Below are 23014 nucleotides of genomic sequence, written 5' to 3'. Positions count from 1 at the left end.
CAGAAGTTTTTTCTGATAATGGGGACGTAACTTTTATTGTATACATTTTAATAAAATTCGGGCTTATCAGCATTAGATTTCAACATGCCCTTTATAGCCAATTTCCAATTGGCCATTAATTCAGCTTCATGTGTAGCAATCCATGCTTCGACAAGTTTTTTCCTCATATAAGACTTATACTATCTTGTCCAAGCGTTATCATATACTTCCTTTTGATTTCTTAAATCACAGTAGTTATTTGTAGTTACTTCAATGTCAGTCAGTTTATCAGTTAAAAGTTTTTTTTCATCTATGTAGTGTTGAGCTAACGCTATACAGTACAAGTACTTTAATTGATCTTTTTTAAAACCCTCTATCAATTCATTGGTTGATGAATTCTTCATATCATCAATTCTAAAATCCATAACTATAATTGGGTTATTTACAGCTTTGATATTGAAATAATATGTACCATATTTCACAACATCACAATAGTGGCAATTACCACCTAAATCATAATGTCTTTTATATTCATACTTATAATTTAATAATTTAAATGGCTGATTATATTCTTTCTCAAGAAGTTCCATAACTTCTTGCTTAACTTGTTCTTGTTGCTGTTTTGTTGCTTTATCGCTGAGCTTACTACCTAGCCATAATGATTTAGCACATGATGTGAGCAACATAATACTTAACAACAAAGTTAAAATAAAAAACTTTTTTGAAATCTTAGTTATCATCCTCAAATGCCTCTCTAAAACTTTGTATATCTTTATAACTTGCTGAAAACTTAAATATTTTTACATTTTTCTTATCGATCCGATTAGGAATTAAGTCACCATTCTCAGCATATGCATTATACCTATACCAACTTATCTTATGTATAGTTAATCTTCTTAACAACTCAAATAAAAACTGTGGTACAGCTATTAATCCACTAGTTTGCTGCGGTATATAGTTATAGTAATTATTATTAATGTTTGTTGTTAATTTTATTGAATCACCTATTTGCGCTGACAACTCAGCTATTATATCGCCTTGCCTTATAAAATTCTTAATATTGTTTGCTATAAGTTTAGCATTTCTTTGATACTTTTGGATTAATCTATCACTTAGTTCTTGCCAACTATTACATTTCCAATCTATACCCACATTACATACTTGAGAACGAAAACCCTTCCAAAAGTTAATATCAGAATAATAATATTTATTTTTAAACCTAAAACCAAAACTTGGATCAACCTCTGACTTAGTTCCAAAAGGCTCAAAACACTTAGTAGGTGCTAAGCTTAAGCCTTTTTTATAATCAAAAAATCTTATGCTTTGTATTTGTGCTATTGAACCACCTAAACTATGACCACTAAAACCGATACTTCTTACTTGGTATTTAGCTAATACTTCTTGTGTAAAATTTATACCTGCTATCATATGCGGGATGATTTCAGCACTTGGTATTAATTTACCGCGACCCATTTTCAAATCAGACCAATAATCCCAACCTTTATCAGTACCTCTATTAATAACATAAATACCTTTATTTTCCTTATCATTAACATTAGCTACAACAATTGCATAATAACTTGGTGCTGTGCCAAAAAAACTTGATTGGGTCTTTGATACAAAATCAAAACTTGTAGCTACTAATTTATATTTTGCTAATACCGGATAGTAATGATGAGGGTATTGTTCTAAGGCATCTTTTACATCTGAAGATAAAAGAGTTATAGAAATTTTATTTAAAGTTTTTTTATCTAGGTTATAAATAAGATTCGCAATAGTTTTTCCTTTCCCTGCTCTATTATTAGCAATATTCTCCAGCATCATACTCTCATACACCAACTCACAAAGCATGCTCGCATCTTTATCTGGCAAGCTTGTTAATATTTTATTTTCATAATGCTCTATAGTTATATCATTATCATTCTCATGTGGGTGAAAACTCATTAAACACCACCAACACATTCATTAGTTTTAAATTATTTATACATAAAATTAAATAAAAATACAATAAATAAAATTATTTTTAATGTATTCTCAGAAATATTTTGGCCTGTAAAGTTTCACAACGTTATGACTATTAGTGAAGCTATTTAGGTATAAAACACAATAAGAAATAAAAGAGAGGCTAATACCACTTCCAACACATATTAGTACTTTCTAACTTTGTATTTCATACCTAATTTAATCCTTCAATATTTGCCAATAGCCACTGCTATTGCCTGCACATCAAAAACTTAAATTAGTCATAAACTCCTTTGGGATAAATGCACCAATTTATGTTGAAATTGGTATTATATCCAATTTAATAACATTAAATCCTCAATTCTTTCAAACTCTTTAGTGTTATTAGTTGCTAATGGTATGTTCAAAGATTTAACATGAGCCGCAATAAATAAATCATTTGCCCCAATCATTCTACCTGATTTCTCTAAGTCAGATCTTATTTTACCATACTCAATGGCTGCAGTCTTATCAAAGTCTCTAATCTGTAATGCAGTTGTGAAATTATGTAATGCAGTAAGGTTTTGGTTTATTCTTTGACTTTTAAATGCACCATGCAATAACTCGGCATACACTATTGATGAAATACCAATCTCACCTATTTCATATTTACGAAAGTGATCAAATACTGATTTTGGTTTCTCATTTATAATGTATATACATATATTAGTATCTAGCATAACCTTCATTTGAAAACTTCTCTAGTTTCTAATTCCGGTTGCTCTCTGCCACTTTTAAAAAAATCCTCACTAAATTCGTCTAATGATTGAAACACTTTATCCCAGCTTTCTGGTAATTCAGTAATTATTACAGAGTTACCTATTCTATTAATTTCTACTTCTTTGACTTTAAACTGCATTTCTTTTGGAATTCTGACTGCTTGACTATTTCCGTTCATAAAAAGCTTAGTAATCATACCCCCTCCATGCACGCGCGCATTAAATATATTGTACACACTTTAATAATACATATGAAAATTAAAATGTCAACAACGGTATTAGACCCTATTTTTTTCAATTAACCCAAAAATGGTGATGCATAGCGATGTTTCATATTGTTCAATTCTTTTTTTAATTTATTTATAGTTTCTGTTTTAGAGATTTGTTTATTGTAGTCCTCAGAAAGGTTATTTATATGGTTAATAGAGATATTAAAGTTTTCTGATCTTTTTTTCTTACTAGGGGCAGAGAAAGCTTTCCAAACAGCAGATTTAATACCCTGACCATTAAATATTTCTCTGTGGTCATTATTAAGTTTGTAGATCTTCATCTGCAAAAGTTGTTCAACATGCTTAATAGCAGAATCATCTAAGAAAAACTCACCACCTGGCACATGTTCTTGATACATTTTTATAAGAGTAAAAACATCTTTATTTCTCTTTGCTTCTGTTAGCTTTTGCATAAGCTCCTTTTTGATCTCTAACTTTGTAGAGTCAGATTCTTTATCAGGATGTATTACATTAGCAATCTGTTTGTATATTTTATTTAGCTGGCTACCTTTAAATATCTCAGTAACCTTAGAAGCTTCATCATTTTCATCCTTTTGGTAGTTGAATCTATAGTCATCCCATTCTTCTGATTTATTGTTCATCTTGCTCATAATATCTTCTTGAGCATTCTTTAAAATTTCCTCTAATTTACTCACCTTACGCATTTTAGTTATGAATTTCTAATTTCATATAACTCCTTAAGAGCAATAGCGTTAGATCTAACTATTAGCTTATATTTCAGAGCGAAGTGGTTTAGTGAAGTTTTTATCTTAAGCATTTCTAGTTTACAAAAAGCTACTAATGAGCAAAAAATATGATTTCTTTGAGTTTTCTCAACTTTAGTTGGTGAGGCTGATAAAGAAGTATTTTGCTTAATTGATTTATGATAAACCTCTATTTGCCATCTTTTTTGATAGTCATGGTATAACTGATTAGAATCTATTTCTAAATCATTTGTTACAAGATATAAAATTCCTTTTGTACCGTTCTCGTTTATGAAAATCTTTTTTGTTAAAAGCACAGGGAAATTCATATCTTTAAGCCATATCTTTAAAGATTCTCCATCAGCAATATCAAGTTCAGAGAGCTTAATAAAATCCTTACTCTTTCTAGCATAATCACTCAAGGCAACAACTCTATTTGACTTCATACCAAGTATAAATTTCTTCGATAATCTATGATGTATGAAATTCATATTATCTTTAGAGCAAAACCAGCTATCTGCCAAAATATATTTAAACTTAACATGATTAATAACTGCTCGATTTATCATGTTTTGAAACATTTGGTTTTTAGTAACTTTAGATCTTCTTTTATACCGCTTATCTTTTTCATCATAATATCGCTCATCCTTTTTCACTATCTCATAGTCTATAGGAATAGATAAGTTTGATGTACTAAGCATACATGAGACTATATTAATACCCTTTACATGAACACTTTTAGCATGAGAGTGATGCCAACAGACTATATCATTTTCATCTGTGCTTGGCTTTTCACTAATTGTATCATCCAAACAAAGAACATCGTATTCGCTGTTATGTTTTCTAACTAAAGGCTTTATATATTTCCAAAATTCTAAGCTTGTTAAATCTGACTTGTTTAAAAACCTTGTTATTTTGTCATGTGATACTTCTTGATCTAATATATCTGATAATTTTGTGGCTGTAGCATACTTAGTTTGGCTTATAAGATAGTCTGTGTATATATCTAGTAAATCCTTGTCCATTTCTTAAAAAACAGAATTTTTTCCTATGTCCAGTATTCTAAATATCTTTTTAAAACTTACAATCTTTTACGTAAGGTGAGTAATTTACTAGAATCTCCCTTAAATAGAACTTCTTTTAAATCATCTTCTGGTAAGTCTAAATCTCCGGCTCCCATCATATTTAAAAATAATTTTAGTTGATCGAACCCATCATCTATAGTCTCTCTCTTTTCTTCAGGATAATACTTTGTAGCATATTTATCTAAGGTGTCACGAATATCAGATATTCTTTTTGAATCATACAAATGCAGCTTACCATCAACTTGATACATATGCTCATCGATCTCATCAAATAATGTTTCTCGTTGCCTTTTAGTAAGATTTTCAGAGGGGATAAATGAAATCAGATGTGCAATTAGATCACAATGAGTACTAGACATCTGCTTCTCAAGAGGCATTACCACTGATTGATACTCATTGTATAACTCATCTACTTTTTCTTCTGCTTTTTGATTCCTTACTTCTGCTTTTTCTATTTTTTCCCATAATATTTGTAATTTACTCTTATCCGTCGTTTTAGATGCGTTTGGATCTGTAATATTTAATATATCAGTGCTCATTTTATTGTCCTGTTGAGATTATTAATAGCTTATTTTTTTTACCATTTCCTAGAGAATTCATCTACCACATGTTCATATGTGAAACTTAAATATATTGATGTAGTTGCAAACCAGCACGGTTCGAATGACTCTTCTACTACCTCTACAATTAACTCTATAAAATCAGTGTAATCATTCTGCACATGAGCTTTATCTCATGCAACTATGGATCATATGGCAGTACTTCAGGATATAGAGGCTACTTAGTTTAATTCTTTAGATTCTTCATATAGACTATCAGCCCTTCAATTGTGTGGCAAATCACGTCTCTGTTGATGCGATAGAAAGATTAATGTCTCCACTTCTTAGTACTTCTAATTTATAATCAGCAATAAATCTATTAATATGCGAAAAATATTTTTGCTTACGAATACGATAATGCTCTAGTATTTCTTCAAAAACTCCATCATCTGCTTCAGGGGATCGTTGCGCCTTCTTACAAGTAACCAAAAAACCATCAATAAGGTTTTGCTGTTTTGATCCATCCTGCTCTCGCTCTAACATCACACACAAATTCCAAGAGACTATTGCCATTTGAAAGGTCATTCTTATTTGATCATCTGTTTCAGCGTAATCAAGCATATCTGATGCAAATTCTTTTATTATATCAGACATTTTAAAGCCGTCGCTTTCCTTAACCTTTATATTCTTATTCTTTCGCACAAGCTCTTGCTGGTGCTTATTCATCAATTTTCTTGAACCATCAGTTGACGTGTTTGACTTAGAACTAAGCAAATCTTCCTTACCGTAACAACATTTCTTATATTTTTTGCCAGAGCCACAAATACATGGCTCATTCCTACCTATTTTCATCTAATCAGCTCTCTACTTTCTATTTTTCTTAATTACTCCTTTCTTTAACTTGTCTACTGCTTTGTCTTTCTTTAGCTGGTAATAGTTTGTATTTACTTTTGCTATTTTTTGCATAGAAGCACACTGCTGCTTTGACACTTAATTATAACATAAACCTCTACTTTGATAATAAGATTGGCTAGCACTGTCTTCCTGCTATTAGCTTTGATGAAACTATGAAGAGAGGAGAGCTTATAAAGGTTTTTGAAATTATAAAGGGTACTAAATCTAAGATACCTTGTGATTGTGTAATTCTAATAAAGAATCGTATTGACCATTTTTAATACGATAAAAGGTGCCATTACTGATTCGATGTTTCTTCATAATATTAGCAACGGTTAAACTAGATGTTATATCATCTTTAACCTCTTTTATGGTTTCAGGTGATATAGACATTTTTCTACCTAATCTTTTACCATCCTTTTTAGCTTTGAGAATGCCCTCTTTTTGTCTTTCCCTACGTATTTCATTTTCAAACTCTGCTATAGATGATAATATTTGGAATGTTAACCTACCATAACTAGTAGTTGTGTCTATTTGTTGATCTATAACTACAAAATTTACTTCCTTTTTTTGCAACTGTTCAACTATTTTACCCAAATGAAGAGAGCTACGAGCGATTCTGTCGAGTTTTGTTACTACAAGAGTATCATCACTATCTCTAACATAATCTAAGCACTTAAGGAGCTCAGGTCGCTTTTGATCCATAGCAGATTTTTTCTCTGTATAGATCTTTGTACATCCATAAGCTTTTAGCTTCTCAATTTGCAATTCTAGTGACTGTCCTACACTAGATACTCTAGCATATCCTACTATTGCCATTACGCTTCCCTATAAGTGGATTAATCATAAAATACAATACCCTTTATTCTTTATGTCATTATGTAGTCTATCTGGAGCTACATCAACACCGCAATCCCAAACAATGGTTTTTCCATTACCAATAAAAAACTTTCTAAACTCATCAGTCTTTTTAAGAGGCTCGAACACCCCTTTTAAATTTTCTTCATTAAAGCATAATTCACCTTTTAAACCATCAGCAAACTCAATCTCTAATTTTAAATGTTTTTTATAATTTACATTTTTTATATCCCAATACATAATAACTCCTATATCAAAGGTTCAATTTTATTACTCACCTTACGTAAAAGATTGTAAGTTTTAAAAAGATATTTAGAATACTGGACATAGGAAAAAATTCTGTTTTTTAAGAAATGGACAAGGATTTACTAGATATATACACAGACTATCTTATAAGCCAAACTAAGTATGCTACAGCCACAAAATTATCAGATATATTAGATCAAGAAGTATCACATGACAAAATAACAAGGTTTTTAAACAAGTCAGATTTAACAAGCTTAGAATTTTGGAAATATATAAAGCCTTTAGTTAGAAAACATAACAGCGAATACGATGTTCTTTGTTTGGATGATACAATTAGTGAAAAGCCAAGCACAGATGAAAATGATATAGTCTGTTGGCATCACTCTCATGCTAAAAGTGTTCATGTAAAGGGTATTAATATAGTCTCATGTATGCTTAGTACATCAAACTTATCTATTCCTATAGACTATGAGATAGTGAAAAAGGATGAGCGATATTATGATGAAAAAGATAAGCGGTATAAAAGAAGATCTAAAGTTACTAAAAACCAAATGTTTCAAAACATGATAAATCGAGCAGTTATTAATCATGTTAAGTTTAAATATATTTTGGCAGATAGCTGGTTTTGCTCTAAAGATAATATGAATTTCATACATCATAGATTATCGAAGAAATTTATACTTGGTATGAAGTCAAATAGAGTTGTTGCCTTGAGTGATTATGCTAGAAAGAGTAAGGATTTTATTAAGCTCTCTGAACTTGATATTGCTGATGGAGAATCTTTAAAGATATGGCTTAAAGATATGAATTTCCCTGTGCTTTTAACAAAAAAGATTTTCATAAACGAGAACGGTACAAAAGGAATTTTATATCTTGTAACAAATGATTTAGAAATAGATTCTAATCAGTTATACCATGACTATCAAAAAAGATGGCAAATAGAGGTTTATCATAAATCAATTAAGCAAAATACTTCTTTATCAGCCTCACCAACTAAAGTTGAGAAAACTCAAAGAAATCATATTTTTTGCTCATTAGTAGCTTTTTGTAAACTAGAAATGCTTAAGATAAAAACTTCACTAAACCACTTCGCTCTGAAATATAAGCTATTAGTTAGATCTAACGCTATTGCTCTTAAGGAGTTATATGAAATTAGAAATTCATAACTAAAATGCGTAAGGTGAGTTATTAGGGTGTTCCATATTTTCACATAAATTCCAATTCTTAAGAAGTTCTTCTTGATGTATCTCTGCCCAATCTAAAACAAGGTTTAATCCTCTTCGTGGTAAAATCCCTTCCATGATTTCTAATGTTTTTATATTAACTACTACTTCTTTATCTTGATAAATGGCATGGAAATGTGGTGGATTATGTTCAATCCAATACATATGTATGATAATTTATATGATAATTTCATAAAATTCACTAATACTAGGCATATCCACAAAAATATCTTAAGCTTTATTTTAAATATATTATGGAGTATATTTTGGAGTGTGTCAATAGATTATTACAATAAAGTACTTTTTGTAAATACAAAATCTTAAAAGTCTTGAAGTTCTTCCATTACCACCAATAGACCTCTTTCGAAACTCATTTATGTAACTTGAAATTATAAATGCCGGCTATTAATTGAATCTTAGTCCAAATCTTTTTCGTCTATTTCTATATTTATCAGATACGGATATATTTTTACAAATTCACTATGCAATTTAGCAGCCTGCTCTACTAGATGTAATACCAATTCCAACATAAATTGATGCATTTATCACAAGCAAGTCCATGTATGTTGAAAGCTGAAATTAGGAAAATAATAATAAGGCAAAAATATTTGAAAAAATGGCTCTATCTATCTTTTAATTTACACTCTCAAACATTTGATTATCTATAGAATAGATACTATAATATACCTTATATAGGTAAAATTAGTTTTTAGGCTACTATTGTGTTTGTACTACTTAAGTCACCCTATGAAATGGCAAAAGATATCGCAAAACGAGCACAAGCTAAACGTTTGAGCCTCAATCTTAGTCAGCAAACCTTATCTAAAGTATCTGGAGTAAGCTATGGTACATTGAAAAAATTTGAACGAACTGGACAAATATCACTCGAATCACTTTTAAAAATTGCTATTGTTTTAGATGAATTTGAAAAATTTGAGCAGCTCTTTGTAAAGAAGGCTGAAGAGCTCCCTGCCTCTTTAGATGAATTACTGGTAGAAGAAAGCACCAGAAAAAGAGGTAGAAAATGAAATTTACGCCTACAAAAATTGTTTACGTTTATTATAAACCTCAGGATGAAAAAATCCTTGTTGGACGTTTAGCAGTTAAATCCCACAAATTATTCTTTGAATATGACGTTAATTTCCTCAAAACAGGACTTAATTTATCACCTTTTAAGTTACCACTTAAAGCAGGAATAATACCATCAGAAGACTTTACTTTTGATGGTATGTTTGGTGTTTTTAATGATAGCCTACCAGATGGTTGGGGACGTTTATTGCTTGATCGTGCTCTTGTTAAACATGATATTAATCCAGGTTCTTTGTCTTTATTAGATAGGCTTTGTTTTGTAGGTTCACATGGTATGGGAGCTCTTACTTATGAACCTGAAACAGAAAATGCTCCTTTATTATCTCATGCTTCTTTAGATGAAATTGCACGAGAGATCTGTGAATTTCAGGAACATGATGATGATAGCTATGTAGAAGATTTGTTAAAGCTTGGCGGTTCATCTGCTGGTGCTAGACCTAAAATACTTATTGACATTAAGGGTGAACACTGGCTTATTAAATTCCCATCTAGTACTGATCCAAAAGATATTGGCGCTATAGAATATGCTTACCATCTCATGGCACAAGATGCTGGTCTTGAAGTACCAAATGCTAAGCTTTTTCCATCTACTAAAGGATTAGGATTCTTTGGTAGTAAACGCTTTGATAGAAATGATTGTGAAAGAATTTATATGCATACAATAAGTGGACTCTTACATGCTGATCATAGAATTCCAAGCCTAGACTATCAAATGATTATGAAAACAACCATGTATCTTACCCGTAATATGAATTGTTGCGAAAAACAGTATAGGCAATGTGTATTTAATATTCTGAGTCATAACCGTGATGATCATGCTAAGAATTTTTCATTTTTAATGGCTAAAGATGGCTCATGGCGTATGTCACCATCTTATGATCTTACATTTTCATCAGGTCCTAGTGGTGAACATTGCTCTATGATTATGGGGGAAGGAAAAAATCCTGGTATTTCTCATCTTCTAGAACTTGCAAAAATAAATAATATTAAAAAAAATGTTGCTTTATGTATAATTAGTGAGGTAAAAGCAGCTGTTGCTAAATGGCCGGAATTTGCACAAATGGTAGGTGTTAGTAACACAAACACAAAATTGATTAATTCAGCTATAAAGGAAATTATTAAAGAGAATTTTTAATATAGTTACCATAAACATAAAATTTTCAATTTAGATAAAACCCTATAGTTTGCTTAAACATCTTCTCAAAGTCTTGAGAAGGCTTCCATCCTAACTCATTCTGAATCTTGCTGTTATCAATAGCATAACGCCAATCATGGCCTTTTCTGTCCTCTACAAAAGTAATTAATTTAGAATGTGGAGCATTCTCCGGCTTGTATTCATCCATTAGTTTACAAATAGTCTTTACTAAGGTTAGATTATCAACCTCATTAATACCACCAATATTATAAACCTCTCCAACCACTCCTTTCTCTATAATTATCTGAATAGCATCACAATGATCTTCTACATATAGCCAATCACGGATATTCGAACCATCCCCGTAAACAGGAATAGGCTTGTAGTTTATACAACTATTTATCACCACAGGAATTAATTTCTCTGGGTGTTGGTACGGGCCATAGTTATTTGAACAATTTGAGATTGTTAGCGGAAGTTTATAGGTATGATGATATGCTCTATCAGCGATAACTTTTGTATTATATACATTTTGTAGTAAGGCTATAGCTACTTTACTATCATGAGTTTTGCCTTCTGATAGTAATATTTCAATCGGATTGCCTAAAGCATCAGTCATAGCATGAATCTTGGTGGTTAGTCCTCCAACTGATCTACCAATTGCTTGGTTATTATCCCTCTGATATCCTGTAGAACAGGCATATGTTCTTGCTATCGTTGAATCAATCATAACTTCTTGTAAGTCAGGGTTTTGTACTGACTTAAATAATCTAGAGAATATGCCTTTATCAAACCAATCTTTAAAACGTTTATGTATTGATCTATATTTACCATAATAAAATGGTAACATTCTCCATTGGCAGCCTGTACGTAACACATAAAATACAGCTTCAATAAACAATCTTAATCTGGCTTCATCATTGTTATGTATACCTTTTTGTGATTTTAAAAATGATAAAATACTTGACCAGAATACTTCTTTTATATGATAATGCATTTGCTAAACCCTTGGTATTTATTGTCTTTCAACTTTTAAATAACAACAGTTTAGCTATTTTCAATCCAATTTATATTTTTTTGTGCACAGAACCTAAATTGTTCAGTTTTACAAACTTATAATTTTGCAATAAGATCTTTCACTATATAGCTTGCTTTATACTCCATAAAACTTTTTTCAATCTCTTTATAAGAGATTATCACATTCTTATTTTTAAAACAAAAGTCACAAATGCGATCAATACTTTCTTCTATATTACAATTTAATCTAATGCTAATAGCATTACCATACTTCTTTAAAAGAATTAGTAAAACATCATTATAATCAGAATAAAAATAGATTATAGGCTTACCAAAAGAGATAGCTTCAATTATTTTACTTGGAACTTGGTCCGTATTCTTATTACCTTGGATTACTAAAAAATTCGATTTAGACATCTCTTCCAAGACTTTCTCATTAGATAATATTTCATTTCTTACAACTTTATCTTTCAAACAATATTTATCTACTATACTATTACAGTTTCCAGAAGAATATATATTAAAAATTCCATTCAATTTAATTACAACTTCTTTCATAATTTGCAGAACTTGCTCCGGGTTTCGTAACTTCTTATAAAAAGCGCCTGCATATATAAAGCTATATTCAACTGGATTAAGCTTTATTTTTTCACTTAATAGAGGAAACCCATACTTTAACGCTTTCTGTTCTTTGTTAAGGTTTATAGTTGATTCAGTAATGCTGATTAAATAAGATTCTTTGATAATATAATCCTCTATTTTCTTATTGTTAAAATACTTTAATTTCTTTAAAAAAACAAATCTATTCAAAGAATTATTATCTGCAAACTCATCATACAAAAAAGGGATAATTTTCACTTCTGCTGAATATTTTTTTTTATATTCAACAGCGGCATATGCTCCTTCATAAGGTAAACAAAATGGTATTATAACATCTGGCTTTAATAGATTCAGTTCATGAACTATCTTTTTTATAAGTATGGAACATAAACTAGTTTTACCAATTATTCTATCTAAAAAAATTAAGGCTCTATTAAGATTAGTTATATTAGAATATGAAAGATCTGCAGTGTAAATAAACTCTGCCTTATACGAGCCTACAACTTTAAATCCTTCAGCAATTATTCTTGCACAAATCCCGTTAGCACATGATGGCGATGCACAAATAAAAACAATATTCATACCTATTTCCTTAATAAAAATACAAATTGATAAAAGATAGCTAAGATTAACAGCTCCACTCCTAATATATCAAATTCTAACAACATAAAAGCTATATAACCAAAGAGAACTGCTATTGTTAGTAAGGCTTTAAAATTATTAATAGTCAAAATATTTAATTTCTTCATTATGAAAGCTTCTGACAAATATAACCTAAGTAACATATTGATAAAAGTTACAATAACAACTACTTGAATATTTTGAAAAAAATAATAACTCATTACTATTGACGAACAGGTCATAATAAGTGTAAATAAATTAACCTTTAATAACTCATTTTCACACCGCAATAAACTATAGAACGGATTAATTAGCAGCTGCATTTGTACTTGAACATAAAGTATTCCAAACACAAATGGCAAATAACTAAACATAGTTATATACCCTGGATATATATTTTCTATAATAAGCTTTATAGGTAAATAGGGCAGAAGCAAAAAATAAGAAAAAAGTTTTAATATAGCTCTTAATTTCACGAAACATTTTGAATACAAGTTTTTATCTATCCTACCCAACATTGGAGCAACTATTAGACTAACAGCTGCGGAAAAGATTAAAACAAAATTTATAATTGAAAGAGAGAAAGAATAAATTGCAAAATCATCTATACTCTCAAAAAAATGTATAAAAAACCTGCTAAATCCTAATATTAGAATAGCTATTATTCCAGCTAACATTAGCTTTATACCAATACGAACATAAACTTTAAAAAACTTGTAGCTCTTAGATAAGTTATATACACTACCAATAATCAATTCTTTACACTTTATTATCATAAGTAAGGTCGCTAAAAGCCTAGTTAAAATATCTAATACTATCAGTACAAACAGTAACAAATAGCTATCATCTATAAAAAACAATAATATAATGAGTACTATTAAAAATAGTAATTTATCTATGTTGGTATAAAAAGCATAGCTCTTAGTATCTCTAGTTGTTTGAAAAATAATCAAAAATACTCCATTAATTCCAAATAGAGGAATATTTAGAAAAACTAAAGCTAAAATAATACTATCAATTGTTCTTTCAGTTACCAAAGCCAATAAAATTAAAGCAATACAAAGAATTATCTGAAAAATGATAAAAATTCTAAACCCTGATCTAATTTCCTTTTTAGGTAAATCATCATAATCATATTTCAAATATTTAAGATAAATACCATCATTAAAACCTAAAGATAACGCAACAACATAAGATATATATAAAAGATAAAGCTGCCAATATCCATAATCATTTAAACTCATAAAAATAGGCAAAATAAGTACTCTTAATATTGATAATATTAAAAACACAAACTGACTAAAGATCATTATAAGAAAATCTTTTATAGTTTTCTTAAAAGAGTTATTCATAGTAAATATTAAACCTTAAAAATTATGAACCCTTATTTTATAATCACCCAATAATATAAATACTAAGAAGCCTACAATACCATAGACAATTTCTAAATCACCTAATACAAGATATGGAAAGATAAAAATTAAAATAGAAAACCACTCTTTTTTTATTCTCTTGCAAAAATATAAAAACACTTGTACATATAGAATTAAGCCTATAATACCAATTTTAGTAAGTAGCGTAAAAAATAGAGAATAAATAGGAGTTATTTCTCTTAAGCTCACAACACCAAATAACAGATTTAAAATATTTAAATCTAATATATTTTTTATAGATCCGAGTCGAATAGATATAGAGTCTCCACCATTTTGATTTGTATAGTAATTATTATACAAATCAAAAAAGTATAACAAATTTTGTATCCTATGATGAAATACAATGATCATACATAATGTCAATACAAAAAATAAAAGTTTCAACCTTTTTTTCATACTTATGCTGGCTACGTTAACATACAATATAATAAAACTACTTAAAATTAATATAATCGATGAGAAAGATCCTGATATGACTGATATGAACGAACACACATAAAAACAAATTTCTGATTTAATTGGCGAATTTTTATTAGATAATATATAGATTATATTAAAACAAGATAAGCCAATCACTAGAGTTGCTGGCTCAGAGCTTAACCCTTGTATAGCATAAATACTATTTCTTTCAAATAAAATATTAGAAACACTCTGGCGATATCCTAATAAGTCATCTAACAACTCATTAAAAATATTCGAATGAAATAGATTCTTTGATAGAAATTCGAAGAAAATAATAGGGATTAAAAAATATATAACTAATTTTGACAAAATATTAACTGTCTTATATAAATCTTCTTTCTCAAAATAACTAGTTATTAAAGTAAATAGTAAGAAAGAAACAACAAGACGAAAATAAAAATATAGTGTATAAGTATCATTAGTAAGATAATATTTTACCACACAGGAGGATAATAAGAAAAATAAATAATAAATCTCACACTTCCTTAAAGAAAAGCTCAAAATATATAGGAAAAGACAAGCTGTTAATACCTGAAAATAGAAAGAATATTCTATACCAAAAACAATACCACGATTGAAAAAAAGTTCAATGAATATATCAAATACAAAAATAACTATAAATACTTCTTTAAATTTGTTACTTATATTCATATATAAAATTACCTCTCAACTTACTTTATTATAGAACATTACTTATTTTGTATTTGATATTTCTTGATTAATTGCTTCGATGACTTCTTCATGATTATTAATATTAATAAATTTCACCTGATGATAATCACCAAGAGCTTCTCTAGAATACTCCTGATCTGAAACTATAATTTTCAAATTAATAAACTCTACTGCTTCAATTAATGGCATTCCAATGGTCTCAATTTCACTAGGAAATAAAACTAAATTAGAAGAGTTATAATATTCTAAAACCTCATCATAATTCAATTTTCCAACCAGCCTTATTTTACTCTCTAGTTTATTCATCACGATCAAATCATATAAGTAGGAATTATCATTTTTAGAAAAAGTAAAAATACATTCAAAATCTTTATCAATTCGAGACAACCACTTTATTACCAAATGATGATTTTTATACTTAAGAGGAAATGCTGGGTAAAAAATTCTAAATTTACTTTTATTTAAAGTCCTTACTTTTGATATATCAATACTTTTAAGCTTAGGCTTGACCACTTCTATACTCTCTAAGCTATACTCAAACTCTTTAGAAAATGCTTTTTTAACCCATTCAGCTTGCACTATAACTTTATCAACATTTGAAAGCCCTCTTTTTATAAAAAAAGGATATATATTTCTATAAAACCAAAAGATTCTTTCATCCTTTCTAAAAATATTCCATTTCTTATCAGAAATAGATAAAGCTTGATGAAAGTAAACTATTTGCTCAATATTTCCACTTACATTAAGAGGCGTATTTTGTAATGATATAATAGTATCTGGCTTGATATTTTTTCTTTTTAACTCTTTACGAAAAATATAACTATCCCAAAGTATCCTTTTTAGTCTACTTTGCTTACCTATATTAAATATTTTTACATTACTAGATTCATATTGAAATAGTGAACTTAATGAAACAAAAAAATAATAATTATTTTCTTTATCTTGTAAAGCTTGTTCTAAATAGCTTTTAAGAATTGTTAAAGCTCCACCACTTTTTGCGGCTGGATTATTTATAACTATATTCATTTTGCTTAAAAAGCATAATTAGAATAAGACAGTATTACCTTTAAAACCTTGTCAGAAACATTAGGTATAGAATAATCAGCCACCAATCTTCTTCTATCTTCGCTCTCTTCATTCAAAATGGTTAAACCTTGTAATATCCTATCCTTTTTAAGCCCTACCATCATTACAGAGCCTTCCTCCATAGCCTCATGTCTTTCATGAGAATATCTAATATTTAGAGCTTTAAAACCTAATATTGCACTTTCTTCACTGATAGTACCACTATCACTAAGTACCACTTTAGAATTCAGTTGAAGGTTCACATAATCACTAAAACCTAGTGGCTTCATAATTTGTATCAATGGATTAAGCTCTAGACTCTCTTTTTCTATGATTTTCTTTGTTCTTGGGTGCGTAGAAAATATAATTGGTAGCTTGTAAAGCTCTGCAACAGCATTTAATGACTCCATCAAATCAAGAAATGAATCTCTATCACTGACATTCTCTTCTCTATGTGCTGATACTACAAAGTATCTATCCTTCATTAAAGATAATCTTTCAACAACATCAGATTTTTGAATATCATCTTTCTTCATCTGCAACACTTCAAACATTGGGCTACCTGTTTTTATTATTCTTTGAGCTGGAAAACCCTCTCTTAATAAACACTCTCTAGCAATATCACTATATGGCATATTGATATCTGATATATGATCTACTATTTTTCTATTTAACTCTTCAGGCACTCTAGAATCATAACAACGATTCCCTGCTTCCATATGAAATACTGGCACTTTTCTTTTCTTAGCTGCAATAGCACATAAACAACTATTAGTATCACCTAAGACTAAAAATGCTTCTGGCTTTTCTTTGTCTAAAACTTCATCAATTTTGATTAAGATATTACCAATAGTCTCCATTGGTTTACCACTAGTAACTGAATTTAAAAAATAGTCAGGCTTTCTCAAATTAAAGTCTTCAAAGAATACCTGATTAAGTTCATAGTCATGATTTTGACCAGTATGTACTAATACATGCTCAACTGCCTTGCTTGAGTCTAGCTTCTGAATACTTGGTACAAGCCTTATTATTTCTGGTCTTGTACCCACAACAGTCATAACTTTTAATTTTTTCATTATAGAATCCTAATAATTATATATTTCTTGATTATTTACAATCCATTCTCTCATTTCTAAAATCATCTGTTTATAGCTAGGAACATTGAAAAAATGATTATTACTTTTAAGAGACTTGTCTGTTATATAGCATTCATTTTTCAATATATTTAAACTATCATCTGCAAAATATTTTTTAAACAAACTTAGTAAATCATATTTATTAATTTTTTGGTTATTAGTTAAATGGTGCAGACCAGACAATTCATTTCTCATAGCAATTTCTATTGACTTTGCTAACTCAATTGTCGTAACCCCACCCCATATAGCTTTAGAATAACCTGATAGTTCTTTTGAGAATCTAGATTTCATAAACCAATTAAACAATCCTATACCATTCTCATTAATGTCTGGTCCTATTATCGATGTTCTTATAGTTAGGTTTTTATCATCATTTAACTCACCAAGAGCTTTAGATTTACCATAGAAAGTATTAGTGTCTGTAATATCTAATTCTGTATATGAGCCTTTATCACCACTAAAAACACAATCTGTACTTATATGAATAATTTTAGTCTTCAAATTTTTCGTTACTCTCGCCAAGAAATTAGGTAAATATGAATTCATTAACACTGCTTTATCATGATTAGCTTCTGCATCAGCATTTAGTACACCTACAGCATTAATAACAAAATCATATCTCCCCTCAACAATAGTTTTTTCCAACAGCTCAAAGTCAGAAACATCAACAAGAATTGTATCTGCAAAAACCTTCTGACTTCTAGCTAGTTTATCAACAATATGCCCACGCGACTCAAGATAAATAGATATAACATGACCAGCCATACCATTACATCCCAATACTAAAACCCTATTACTCATTCCAGCTAAACCCTGTTATTCTTGATAATTCTCTCACCATATCATCAACATTTAATTGCTTTGTATTATGCGAGTGATAATCCTCAGCCTTAGCAATAGTGCTCTCACCATCTGAGAAATATTTATTATAGTTAAGGTCCCTATCATCTGCAGCTATCCTATAGTATTTCCCCATATCCTCGGCTCTAGCCATTTCTTCTTTAGTAACTAGCACCTCATACAACTTCTCACCATGCCTAAATCCGATAATATCTATACCTACTTTTTTATTCTTCTTCTGCATAATTGCTTCAGCTAGTGTTTGGATAGTAGCTGCCGGTGCTTTTTGGATAAACAAGTCACCTTGGTTTGCATTTCTAAATGCAAATAGTACCAAATCAACGGCATCCTCTAGAGTCATCATAAATCTAGTCATGTCAGGATCTGTGATAGTAAGATTTTTATCTTCGTCTATAAGCTGAGAGAATAAAGGAATTACAGAACCTCTACTAGCCATTACATTACCATATCTTGTAATGGATATCTTAGTTTCATTATTAGACAAATTTCTACTTTTTGCTACTGCTACTTTCTCCATCATTGCCTTAGAGATACCCATAGCATTTATAGGATAAGCAGCCTTATCTGTACTTAGGCAAACAACACTCTTCACATTATAAAATATCGCTGAATCTAATACATTCTCAGTACCAACAACATTAGTATTAACAGCTTCCATCGGAAAAAACTCACAAGATGGTACTTGCTTAAGTGCTGCAGCATGAAAGACATAGTCAACTCCTTTCATCGCTGTATCAACGCTCTTTCTATCTCTTACATCACCTATATAGAATTTCAACTTATCTGAGTTATACTTCTTACGCATATCATCTTGTTTTTTTTCATCACGTGAGAATATACGTATTTCTTTTATATCACTATCTAAAAATCTATTTGCTACAGTTTCACCAAATGATCCTGTACCACCTGTTATTAAAAGAATTTTATCTTTAAAATCATTTAAACAAGTCATCCAACTCTTCCATTAGTTTATTTTTGTTAAATTTTTCTACTGAATATTTTAAAGCATTTTCTGCCATTCTGCTTAATCGAATCTTATCGTAGTTACTTATTTCAACTATATTATTATACAGTCCTTGATTATCATTTGCATCACTACAAAGACCAGCATTCGCTTCTTTTACAACATTTTGAATCTCACCATCAGCTGATACTAATATAGGGATACCACAAGCTAAGCAAGACTGTGTTTTTGCAGGTATTGTCATAGAAAATATTTCTGACTTAGACAAACTTATTAATGCTACATCACTTTCAAACATAAAATACTTAATATCTTCAGCAGGTTGTCTTTCTATAAATTTAAAGCATCCCTCTACACTCTCTACTTTAATCTTTTTAACCAATTCTTCTTTGTATCTTCCATCACCGACAATATAGAACTTTATTGTATCTATTTTATTTGATTTTAATTTCTTTGCCACATCAACTAAAAGACCAAGATTTTGAGCTTCACCCACATTTCCTGCAAAAATTATTTTAAAACAATCATCTCCTTTAAAATATTTTTGATATATTTCTTGATTTCTGCTTTCTATCTTACTATAAAACTCTTCGGCATATTGTGGCCAAAATATCAATTTATCATTGTATGAATTATCTCTAGAAGCTATTTTTTTAATAAAACTATTTGAAGATGTTAGAACTTTATCACAATTTTTATAGATATAATCAACCATTTTATTGAGATATTTAAGGACTAACTTATTTTTCAAACCTAATACAACTTCTACACTTTCTGGCCAAAGATCTGTTACATATATATAACAAGGAATTTTTCTTTTTTTTGCAAAGCTGACAGCTGGTAAGGCTTGGGTCATTGGAGATACTTCATATATAAATACATAGTCAGGTTTAAGCCTTGTAAAAATCCTCCAAATATATCCTGTTACCACAAAAGATAAATAATTCAATGCTAACCTTAATTTACAACTCCCTCTAGAAACTATAGGAATTCTAACAATATTAACATTATGATAATTTTCTTTTCTCTTTTTAAAAATACCATATCCATCAAAAAAACTACCTTTAGGATAGTTTGGTATACCTGTTAATACTGTGACTTCATATCCCCTATTATATAACTCAACCGCTAAATCATTAACCCTAAAATTCTCAGGATAAAAATATTGACTAACTATTAATATATGCTTCTTCATAATTTATATGTCAAATTCCCAAAAACTTTATTGACAAAATCTACTTTTTTAGCAATCAATCTTATAATTGGATTAAATAATACTGTTAGATAAGTGTTCTTGGCCAAAATGTTTTTTCTGTAATCCTTGATAAATTTTGATGTACAAAAATACTCGGTATCTTGAGGTAGAAAAACCCCATGTTTAGTTTGTAAAATTATTTCTGCAATCTCTTTAGATAAATTATCTATCGAGATAACACTTCTTTGGTTATTAATATCAGGGAAAATAAAAGTATACTTTGCCAGTTTAACCAACTTTGGATAGTTACCTTTTGAGCCATCACCATATACCATTGGTGGTCTAATTATAGCAATATTAAAGTCATCACTAGCCAAGCTATTTAGCTTAATTTCAGCTTGGAGTTTACTATCTCCATAAAAATCATCTGGTTTAGGTTCGGTATCTTTAGTTATAACTTTTTGCTTACCGATAGGAGCACTATCGCCATAAACTATAATACTACTTAAAAACACAAACTGTCGAACACCTTGATCTTTAGCTTGTTTTGCCAGATCATAAGTTAGTTGGGCGTTTATTTTATAGTATTTTTCTTTTAGTTTAGGATCTTTTGAAGTATGAGCAATTCCTGCCACATGCAATATAGCATCATAACCACTCAAATCTATGTCCGACAAAGAAACATCGCGCAATGATATTTTATCAATACTAAAATCTGAGTTATATTTAGCCGCAAATGAGTTACCAATATAGCTATTTAAACCTGTAATCAGGATTCTTTTTTTCATACTATTTCTTCTCCAAACGATTTGTTTGAGATTTTGTTAGAATACTTAGCTGTTCGATAGCAACCTTATTTAACATCAATAACCTTTCTTGTGATGATATTCCTTGCTTTATAAATACTGCATTTAGATTTTCTAAATTAGCTAATACAACCAAACTGCTCACTTGATGAATAATCTCTAATATTGCCTTTTAAATCAGGATTCTGCTCACTCCATTGCTTCGCTGTAACACCAAAAAGTGCTAAATTTAAAAGATCTGCTTCATTCGCATATATAAATGAAACTTTATTCTTAGCTAGATCAATAGGAATTAAGTTGTTTTTTATTGCATCAGTATGGATATGATAGTTTATTTTAACAATAGTTCTCTTAATATCCCAATCAAGATTTTGATTTACTATTTCTTCATCTTTTAATCTCTGAAATTCTTTAATAAGGTAAAGTTTAAATTCAACAGATACCCATGACGCAAACTCAAATGCTATATCTTTATGGGCATAAGTGCCACCATATCTACCAGACTTGCTTATAATTCCTCTAGCATTAGTGTTTTCACACCATTTTTTAGTACTCATAGTAAAACTATTTAAACCAGCTTCTTTTCTAAACCTATCGAATTCGGTAGGTTTAAAATCATTATTATTTAGTTGTTCCCACAATCCTAAAAATTCTATAGTATTTCTATTTCTTAGCCAATTTCTTATTATTTCGTTAGCCTCTTTTTCATCTTTATGTTTTGCAATATCAGTAAGAGATATATAATCATTTTCGATAATATTAATTTGCTGATTTTGTACCATAAGACTCTTTTTCATCCTACTTCATATCTTCTTTTTTACCAAGAGAACCTGTACCACCTTCAACAACTCCTTTTTTAGCAAAAACGGAAAATGCTGTTAGAAAAATGCATTTTAAATCAAACCATGTACTTTTATTTTTGACATAATCTCCATCAAGCTTGGCTTTAGCAGGTATCGACAATTCATCACGACCATTTATTTGAGCCCAGCCAGTCAGTCCCACAGGCACAGCATTTGCCCCATATTTATCACGCTCAGCAATCAAATCATCTTGATTCCACAATGCAGGACGCGGTCCCACGATACTCATCTCACCTTTTAGAATATTTATAATTTGTGGCAACTCATCTAAAGATGTTTTCCTCAAAAACCCTCCAACCTTAGTTATACATTTCGATGGATCCTGTAATAAATGCGTAGGCATATCCTTTGGAGTATCAACATACATAGTTCTAAACTTATATATATAAAAAAACTGCTTATTTTTACCATAGCGTTTTTGTTTAAAAAAAATTGGTCCTTTTGAGTCTAGTTTTATAAATAAAATAATAAATAAAAAAATAGGGCTTAAAATTATTAGCCCAACCAAAGATAGAGAAAAATCCAAAAACTTTTTAATGGTTTTATACATTATTAATGAACCTCACACAAAATCTCGT

General features: G+C 29.6%; 27 protein-coding genes and 1 pseudogene. 3 read left to right on the top strand and 25 right to left on the bottom strand.

Annotated features, from left to right (window positions below):
* Positions 1–179: 179 nt before the first annotated feature.
* From E4K63_RS02295 to E4K63_RS02250, 11 genes are all read right to left on the bottom strand, one after another.
* Positions 180–719, bottom strand: coding sequence for a hypothetical protein (locus E4K63_RS02295; protein WP_133942391.1), 540 nt, complete (start codon positions 717–719; stop codon positions 180–182).
* The gene (locus E4K63_RS02290) at positions 709–1923 is read right to left on the bottom strand and encodes a lipase family protein (RefSeq protein WP_179965683.1); all 1215 of its coding nucleotides are present in this window, start codon (positions 1921–1923) and stop codon (positions 709–711) included. Before E4K63_RS02290 ends, E4K63_RS02295 begins: the two co-directional genes overlap by 11 nt.
* Before the next feature lie 347 nt (positions 1924–2270).
* Entirely contained in the window at positions 2271–2660 is a 390-nt protein-coding gene (vapC, locus tag E4K63_RS02285; protein ID WP_244947453.1) for a type II toxin-antitoxin system tRNA(fMet)-specific endonuclease VapC, read from the bottom strand.
* Between the two features lie 5 nt (positions 2661–2665).
* Positions 2666–2896: an antitoxin gene (locus E4K63_RS02280; RefSeq protein WP_133942558.1), complete on the bottom strand. Its 231-nt coding sequence runs from the start codon at positions 2894–2896 to the stop codon at positions 2666–2668.
* 101 nt (positions 2897–2997) lie between these two features.
* Positions 2998–3633, bottom strand: a complete 636-nt coding sequence (locus E4K63_RS02275; protein ID WP_179965682.1) for a hypothetical protein — start codon at positions 3631–3633, stop codon at positions 2998–3000.
* 5 nt (positions 3634–3638) lie between these two features.
* Positions 3639–4697, bottom strand: a complete 1059-nt coding sequence (locus E4K63_RS02270; RefSeq protein WP_179965681.1) for an IS701 family transposase — start codon at positions 4695–4697, stop codon at positions 3639–3641.
* Positions 4698–4753: 56 nt separating this feature from the next.
* Positions 4754–5296, bottom strand: a complete 543-nt coding sequence (locus E4K63_RS02265; RefSeq protein WP_133942555.1) for a hypothetical protein — start codon at positions 5294–5296, stop codon at positions 4754–4756.
* Positions 5297–5596: 300 nt separating this feature from the next.
* Complete coding sequence (locus E4K63_RS08125) at positions 5597–6148, bottom strand: SEC-C metal-binding domain-containing protein (protein ID WP_208318271.1); 552 nt, start codon at positions 6146–6148, stop codon at positions 5597–5599.
* Positions 6149–6160: 12 nt separating this feature from the next.
* The gene (locus tag E4K63_RS08290) at positions 6161–6286 is read right to left on the bottom strand and encodes a hypothetical protein (protein WP_280525939.1); all 126 of its coding nucleotides are present in this window, start codon (positions 6284–6286) and stop codon (positions 6161–6163) included.
* 129 nt (positions 6287–6415) lie between these two features.
* A complete protein-coding gene (locus E4K63_RS02255) occupies positions 6416–7009 on the bottom strand; it encodes a recombinase family protein (protein WP_179965680.1) in 594 nt (197 codons plus the stop codon).
* Between the two features lie 24 nt (positions 7010–7033).
* Entirely contained in the window at positions 7034–7288 is a 255-nt protein-coding gene (locus E4K63_RS02250; protein ID WP_035719788.1) for a DUF2442 domain-containing protein, read from the bottom strand.
* A gap of 113 nt (positions 7289–7401) precedes the next feature.
* On the opposite strand from E4K63_RS02250, the gene E4K63_RS02245 reads away from it, so the two are divergent.
* Positions 7402–8460 (top strand): IS701 family transposase, encoded by a 1059-nt coding sequence (locus E4K63_RS02245; protein WP_179965674.1) that lies wholly within the window; start codon positions 7402–7404, stop codon positions 8458–8460.
* Here E4K63_RS02245 and E4K63_RS02240 read toward each other — a convergent pair whose 3' ends face one another.
* Both E4K63_RS02240 and E4K63_RS08370 read right to left on the bottom strand, forming a co-directional pair.
* Entirely contained in the window at positions 8461–8682 is a 222-nt protein-coding gene (locus E4K63_RS02240; RefSeq protein WP_208318260.1) for a DUF4160 domain-containing protein, read from the bottom strand.
* A gap of 205 nt (positions 8683–8887) precedes the next feature.
* Positions 8888–8976: pseudogene (locus E4K63_RS08370) on the bottom strand (IS5/IS1182 family transposase); the annotation flags it as partial.
* A gap of 293 nt (positions 8977–9269) precedes the next feature.
* Here E4K63_RS08370 and E4K63_RS02235 point away from each other — a divergent pair.
* Positions 9270–9545: a helix-turn-helix domain-containing protein gene (locus E4K63_RS02235; protein WP_133941626.1), complete on the top strand. Its 276-nt coding sequence runs from the start codon at positions 9270–9272 to the stop codon at positions 9543–9545.
* Entirely contained in the window at positions 9542–10741 is a 1200-nt protein-coding gene (locus E4K63_RS02230) for a type II toxin-antitoxin system HipA family toxin (RefSeq protein WP_133941624.1), read from the top strand. The genes E4K63_RS02235 and E4K63_RS02230 overlap by 4 nt, the downstream gene beginning before the upstream one ends.
* Before the next feature lie 25 nt (positions 10742–10766).
* Here the strand turns inward: E4K63_RS02230 and E4K63_RS08185 are convergent, their stop codons facing one another.
* From E4K63_RS08185 to E4K63_RS02170, 12 genes are all read right to left on the bottom strand, one after another.
* The gene (locus tag E4K63_RS08185; RefSeq protein WP_133941622.1) at positions 10767–11738 is read right to left on the bottom strand and encodes an IS5 family transposase; all 972 of its coding nucleotides are present in this window, start codon (positions 11736–11738) and stop codon (positions 10767–10769) included.
* Between the two features lie 116 nt (positions 11739–11854).
* Positions 11855–12940 (bottom strand): glycosyltransferase family protein, encoded by a 1086-nt coding sequence (locus E4K63_RS02220; protein ID WP_133941620.1) that lies wholly within the window; start codon positions 12938–12940, stop codon positions 11855–11857.
* Between the two features lie 2 nt (positions 12941–12942).
* A complete protein-coding gene (locus E4K63_RS02215; RefSeq protein WP_133941619.1) occupies positions 12943–14331 on the bottom strand; it encodes an MATE family efflux transporter in 1389 nt (462 codons plus the stop codon).
* A gap of 15 nt (positions 14332–14346) precedes the next feature.
* Positions 14347–15525 (bottom strand): hypothetical protein, encoded by a 1179-nt coding sequence (locus E4K63_RS02210; protein WP_133941617.1) that lies wholly within the window; start codon positions 15523–15525, stop codon positions 14347–14349.
* Positions 15526–15567: 42 nt separating this feature from the next.
* Positions 15568–16572 (bottom strand): glycosyltransferase, encoded by a 1005-nt coding sequence (locus E4K63_RS02205; protein ID WP_133941615.1) that lies wholly within the window; start codon positions 16570–16572, stop codon positions 15568–15570.
* A 5-nt stretch (positions 16573–16577) separates the two neighbouring features.
* Complete coding sequence (gene wecB, locus E4K63_RS02200; protein WP_133941613.1) at positions 16578–17687, bottom strand: non-hydrolyzing UDP-N-acetylglucosamine 2-epimerase; 1110 nt, start codon at positions 17685–17687, stop codon at positions 16578–16580.
* A 9-nt stretch (positions 17688–17696) separates the two neighbouring features.
* Positions 17697–18548: a dTDP-4-dehydrorhamnose reductase family protein gene (locus E4K63_RS02195; protein ID WP_133941611.1), complete on the bottom strand. Its 852-nt coding sequence runs from the start codon at positions 18546–18548 to the stop codon at positions 17697–17699.
* Entirely contained in the window at positions 18541–19560 is a 1020-nt protein-coding gene (locus E4K63_RS02190) for a polysaccharide biosynthesis protein (RefSeq protein ID WP_133941609.1), read from the bottom strand. The genes E4K63_RS02195 and E4K63_RS02190 overlap by 8 nt, the downstream gene beginning before the upstream one ends.
* Entirely contained in the window at positions 19544–20767 is a 1224-nt protein-coding gene (locus E4K63_RS02185; RefSeq protein ID WP_133941607.1) for a glycosyltransferase family 4 protein, read from the bottom strand. The genes E4K63_RS02190 and E4K63_RS02185 overlap by 17 nt, the downstream gene beginning before the upstream one ends.
* Entirely contained in the window at positions 20764–21555 is a 792-nt protein-coding gene (locus E4K63_RS02180) for an NAD-dependent epimerase/dehydratase family protein (protein ID WP_133941605.1), read from the bottom strand. Before E4K63_RS02180 ends, E4K63_RS02185 begins: the two co-directional genes overlap by 4 nt.
* A 137-nt stretch (positions 21556–21692) precedes the next feature.
* A complete protein-coding gene (locus E4K63_RS02175; RefSeq protein ID WP_243830479.1) occupies positions 21693–22370 on the bottom strand; it encodes a KilA-N domain-containing protein in 678 nt (225 codons plus the stop codon).
* A 1-nt stretch (position 22371) separates the two neighbouring features.
* Positions 22372–22986, bottom strand: a complete 615-nt coding sequence (locus tag E4K63_RS02170) for a sugar transferase (RefSeq protein ID WP_208318259.1) — start codon at positions 22984–22986, stop codon at positions 22372–22374.
* Between the last annotated feature and the right edge of the window lie 28 nt (positions 22987–23014).

Origin of the sequence: Allofrancisella inopinata (genome assembly GCF_012222965.1) — a bacterium.
GTDB classification, from domain to species: Bacteria; Pseudomonadota; Gammaproteobacteria; order Francisellales; family Francisellaceae; genus Francisella; species Francisella inopinata.
Note: the sequence above shows the minus strand (reverse complement) of the source record. Positions and strands in the feature narration are given on the sequence as shown.

Coding starts and splice junctions, on each gene's coding strand:
- E4K63_RS02295 (WP_133942391.1), bottom strand. CDS start 719: ATGATAACTAAGATTTCAAAAAAGTTTTTTATTTTAACTTTGTTGTTA.
- E4K63_RS02290 (WP_179965683.1), bottom strand. CDS start 1,923: ATGAGTTTTCACCCACATGAGAATGATAATGATATAACTATAGAGCAT.
- vapC (WP_244947453.1), bottom strand. CDS start 2,660: ATGCTAGATACTAATATATGTATATACATTATAAATGAGAAACCAAAA.
- E4K63_RS02280 (WP_133942558.1), bottom strand. CDS start 2,896: ATGATTACTAAGCTTTTTATGAACGGAAATAGTCAAGCAGTCAGAATT.
- E4K63_RS02275 (WP_179965682.1), bottom strand. CDS start 3,633: ATGCGTAAGGTGAGTAAATTAGAGGAAATTTTAAAGAATGCTCAAGAA.
- E4K63_RS02270 (WP_179965681.1), bottom strand. CDS start 4,697: ATGGACAAGGATTTACTAGATATATACACAGACTATCTTATAAGCCAA.
- E4K63_RS02265 (WP_133942555.1), bottom strand. CDS start 5,296: ATGAGCACTGATATATTAAATATTACAGATCCAAACGCATCTAAAACG.
- E4K63_RS08125 (WP_208318271.1), bottom strand. CDS start 6,148: ATGAAAATAGGTAGGAATGAGCCATGTATTTGTGGCTCTGGCAAAAAA.
- E4K63_RS02255 (WP_179965680.1), bottom strand. CDS start 7,009: ATGGCAATAGTAGGATATGCTAGAGTATCTAGTGTAGGACAGTCACTA.
- E4K63_RS02250 (WP_035719788.1), bottom strand. CDS start 7,288: ATGTATTGGGATATAAAAAATGTAAATTATAAAAAACATTTAAAATTA.
- E4K63_RS02245 (WP_179965674.1), top strand. CDS start 7,402: ATGGACAAGGATTTACTAGATATATACACAGACTATCTTATAAGCCAA.
- E4K63_RS02240 (WP_208318260.1), bottom strand. CDS start 8,682: ATGTATTGGATTGAACATAATCCACCACATTTCCATGCCATTTATCAA.
- E4K63_RS02235 (WP_133941626.1), top strand. CDS start 9,270: ATGGCAAAAGATATCGCAAAACGAGCACAAGCTAAACGTTTGAGCCTC.
- E4K63_RS02230 (WP_133941624.1), top strand. CDS start 9,542: ATGAAATTTACGCCTACAAAAATTGTTTACGTTTATTATAAACCTCAG.
- E4K63_RS08185 (WP_133941622.1), bottom strand. CDS start 11,738: ATGCATTATCATATAAAAGAAGTATTCTGGTCAAGTATTTTATCATTT.
- E4K63_RS02220 (WP_133941620.1), bottom strand. CDS start 12,940: ATGAATATTGTTTTTATTTGTGCATCGCCATCATGTGCTAACGGGATT.
- E4K63_RS02215 (WP_133941619.1), bottom strand. CDS start 14,331: ATGAATAACTCTTTTAAGAAAACTATAAAAGATTTTCTTATAATGATC.
- E4K63_RS02210 (WP_133941617.1), bottom strand. CDS start 15,525: ATGAATATAAGTAACAAATTTAAAGAAGTATTTATAGTTATTTTTGTA.
- E4K63_RS02205 (WP_133941615.1), bottom strand. CDS start 16,572: ATGAATATAGTTATAAATAATCCAGCCGCAAAAAGTGGTGGAGCTTTA.
- wecB (WP_133941613.1), bottom strand. CDS start 17,687: ATGAAAAAATTAAAAGTTATGACTGTTGTGGGTACAAGACCAGAAATA.
- E4K63_RS02195 (WP_133941611.1), bottom strand. CDS start 18,548: ATGAGTAATAGGGTTTTAGTATTGGGATGTAATGGTATGGCTGGTCAT.
- E4K63_RS02190 (WP_133941609.1), bottom strand. CDS start 19,560: ATGACTTGTTTAAATGATTTTAAAGATAAAATTCTTTTAATAACAGGT.
- E4K63_RS02185 (WP_133941607.1), bottom strand. CDS start 20,767: ATGAAGAAGCATATATTAATAGTTAGTCAATATTTTTATCCTGAGAAT.
- E4K63_RS02180 (WP_133941605.1), bottom strand. CDS start 21,555: ATGAAAAAAAGAATCCTGATTACAGGTTTAAATAGCTATATTGGTAAC.
- E4K63_RS02175 (WP_243830479.1), bottom strand. CDS start 22,370: ATGAAAAAGAGTCTTATGGTACAAAATCAGCAAATTAATATTATCGAA.
- E4K63_RS02170 (WP_208318259.1), bottom strand. CDS start 22,986: ATGTATAAAACCATTAAAAAGTTTTTGGATTTTTCTCTATCTTTGGTT.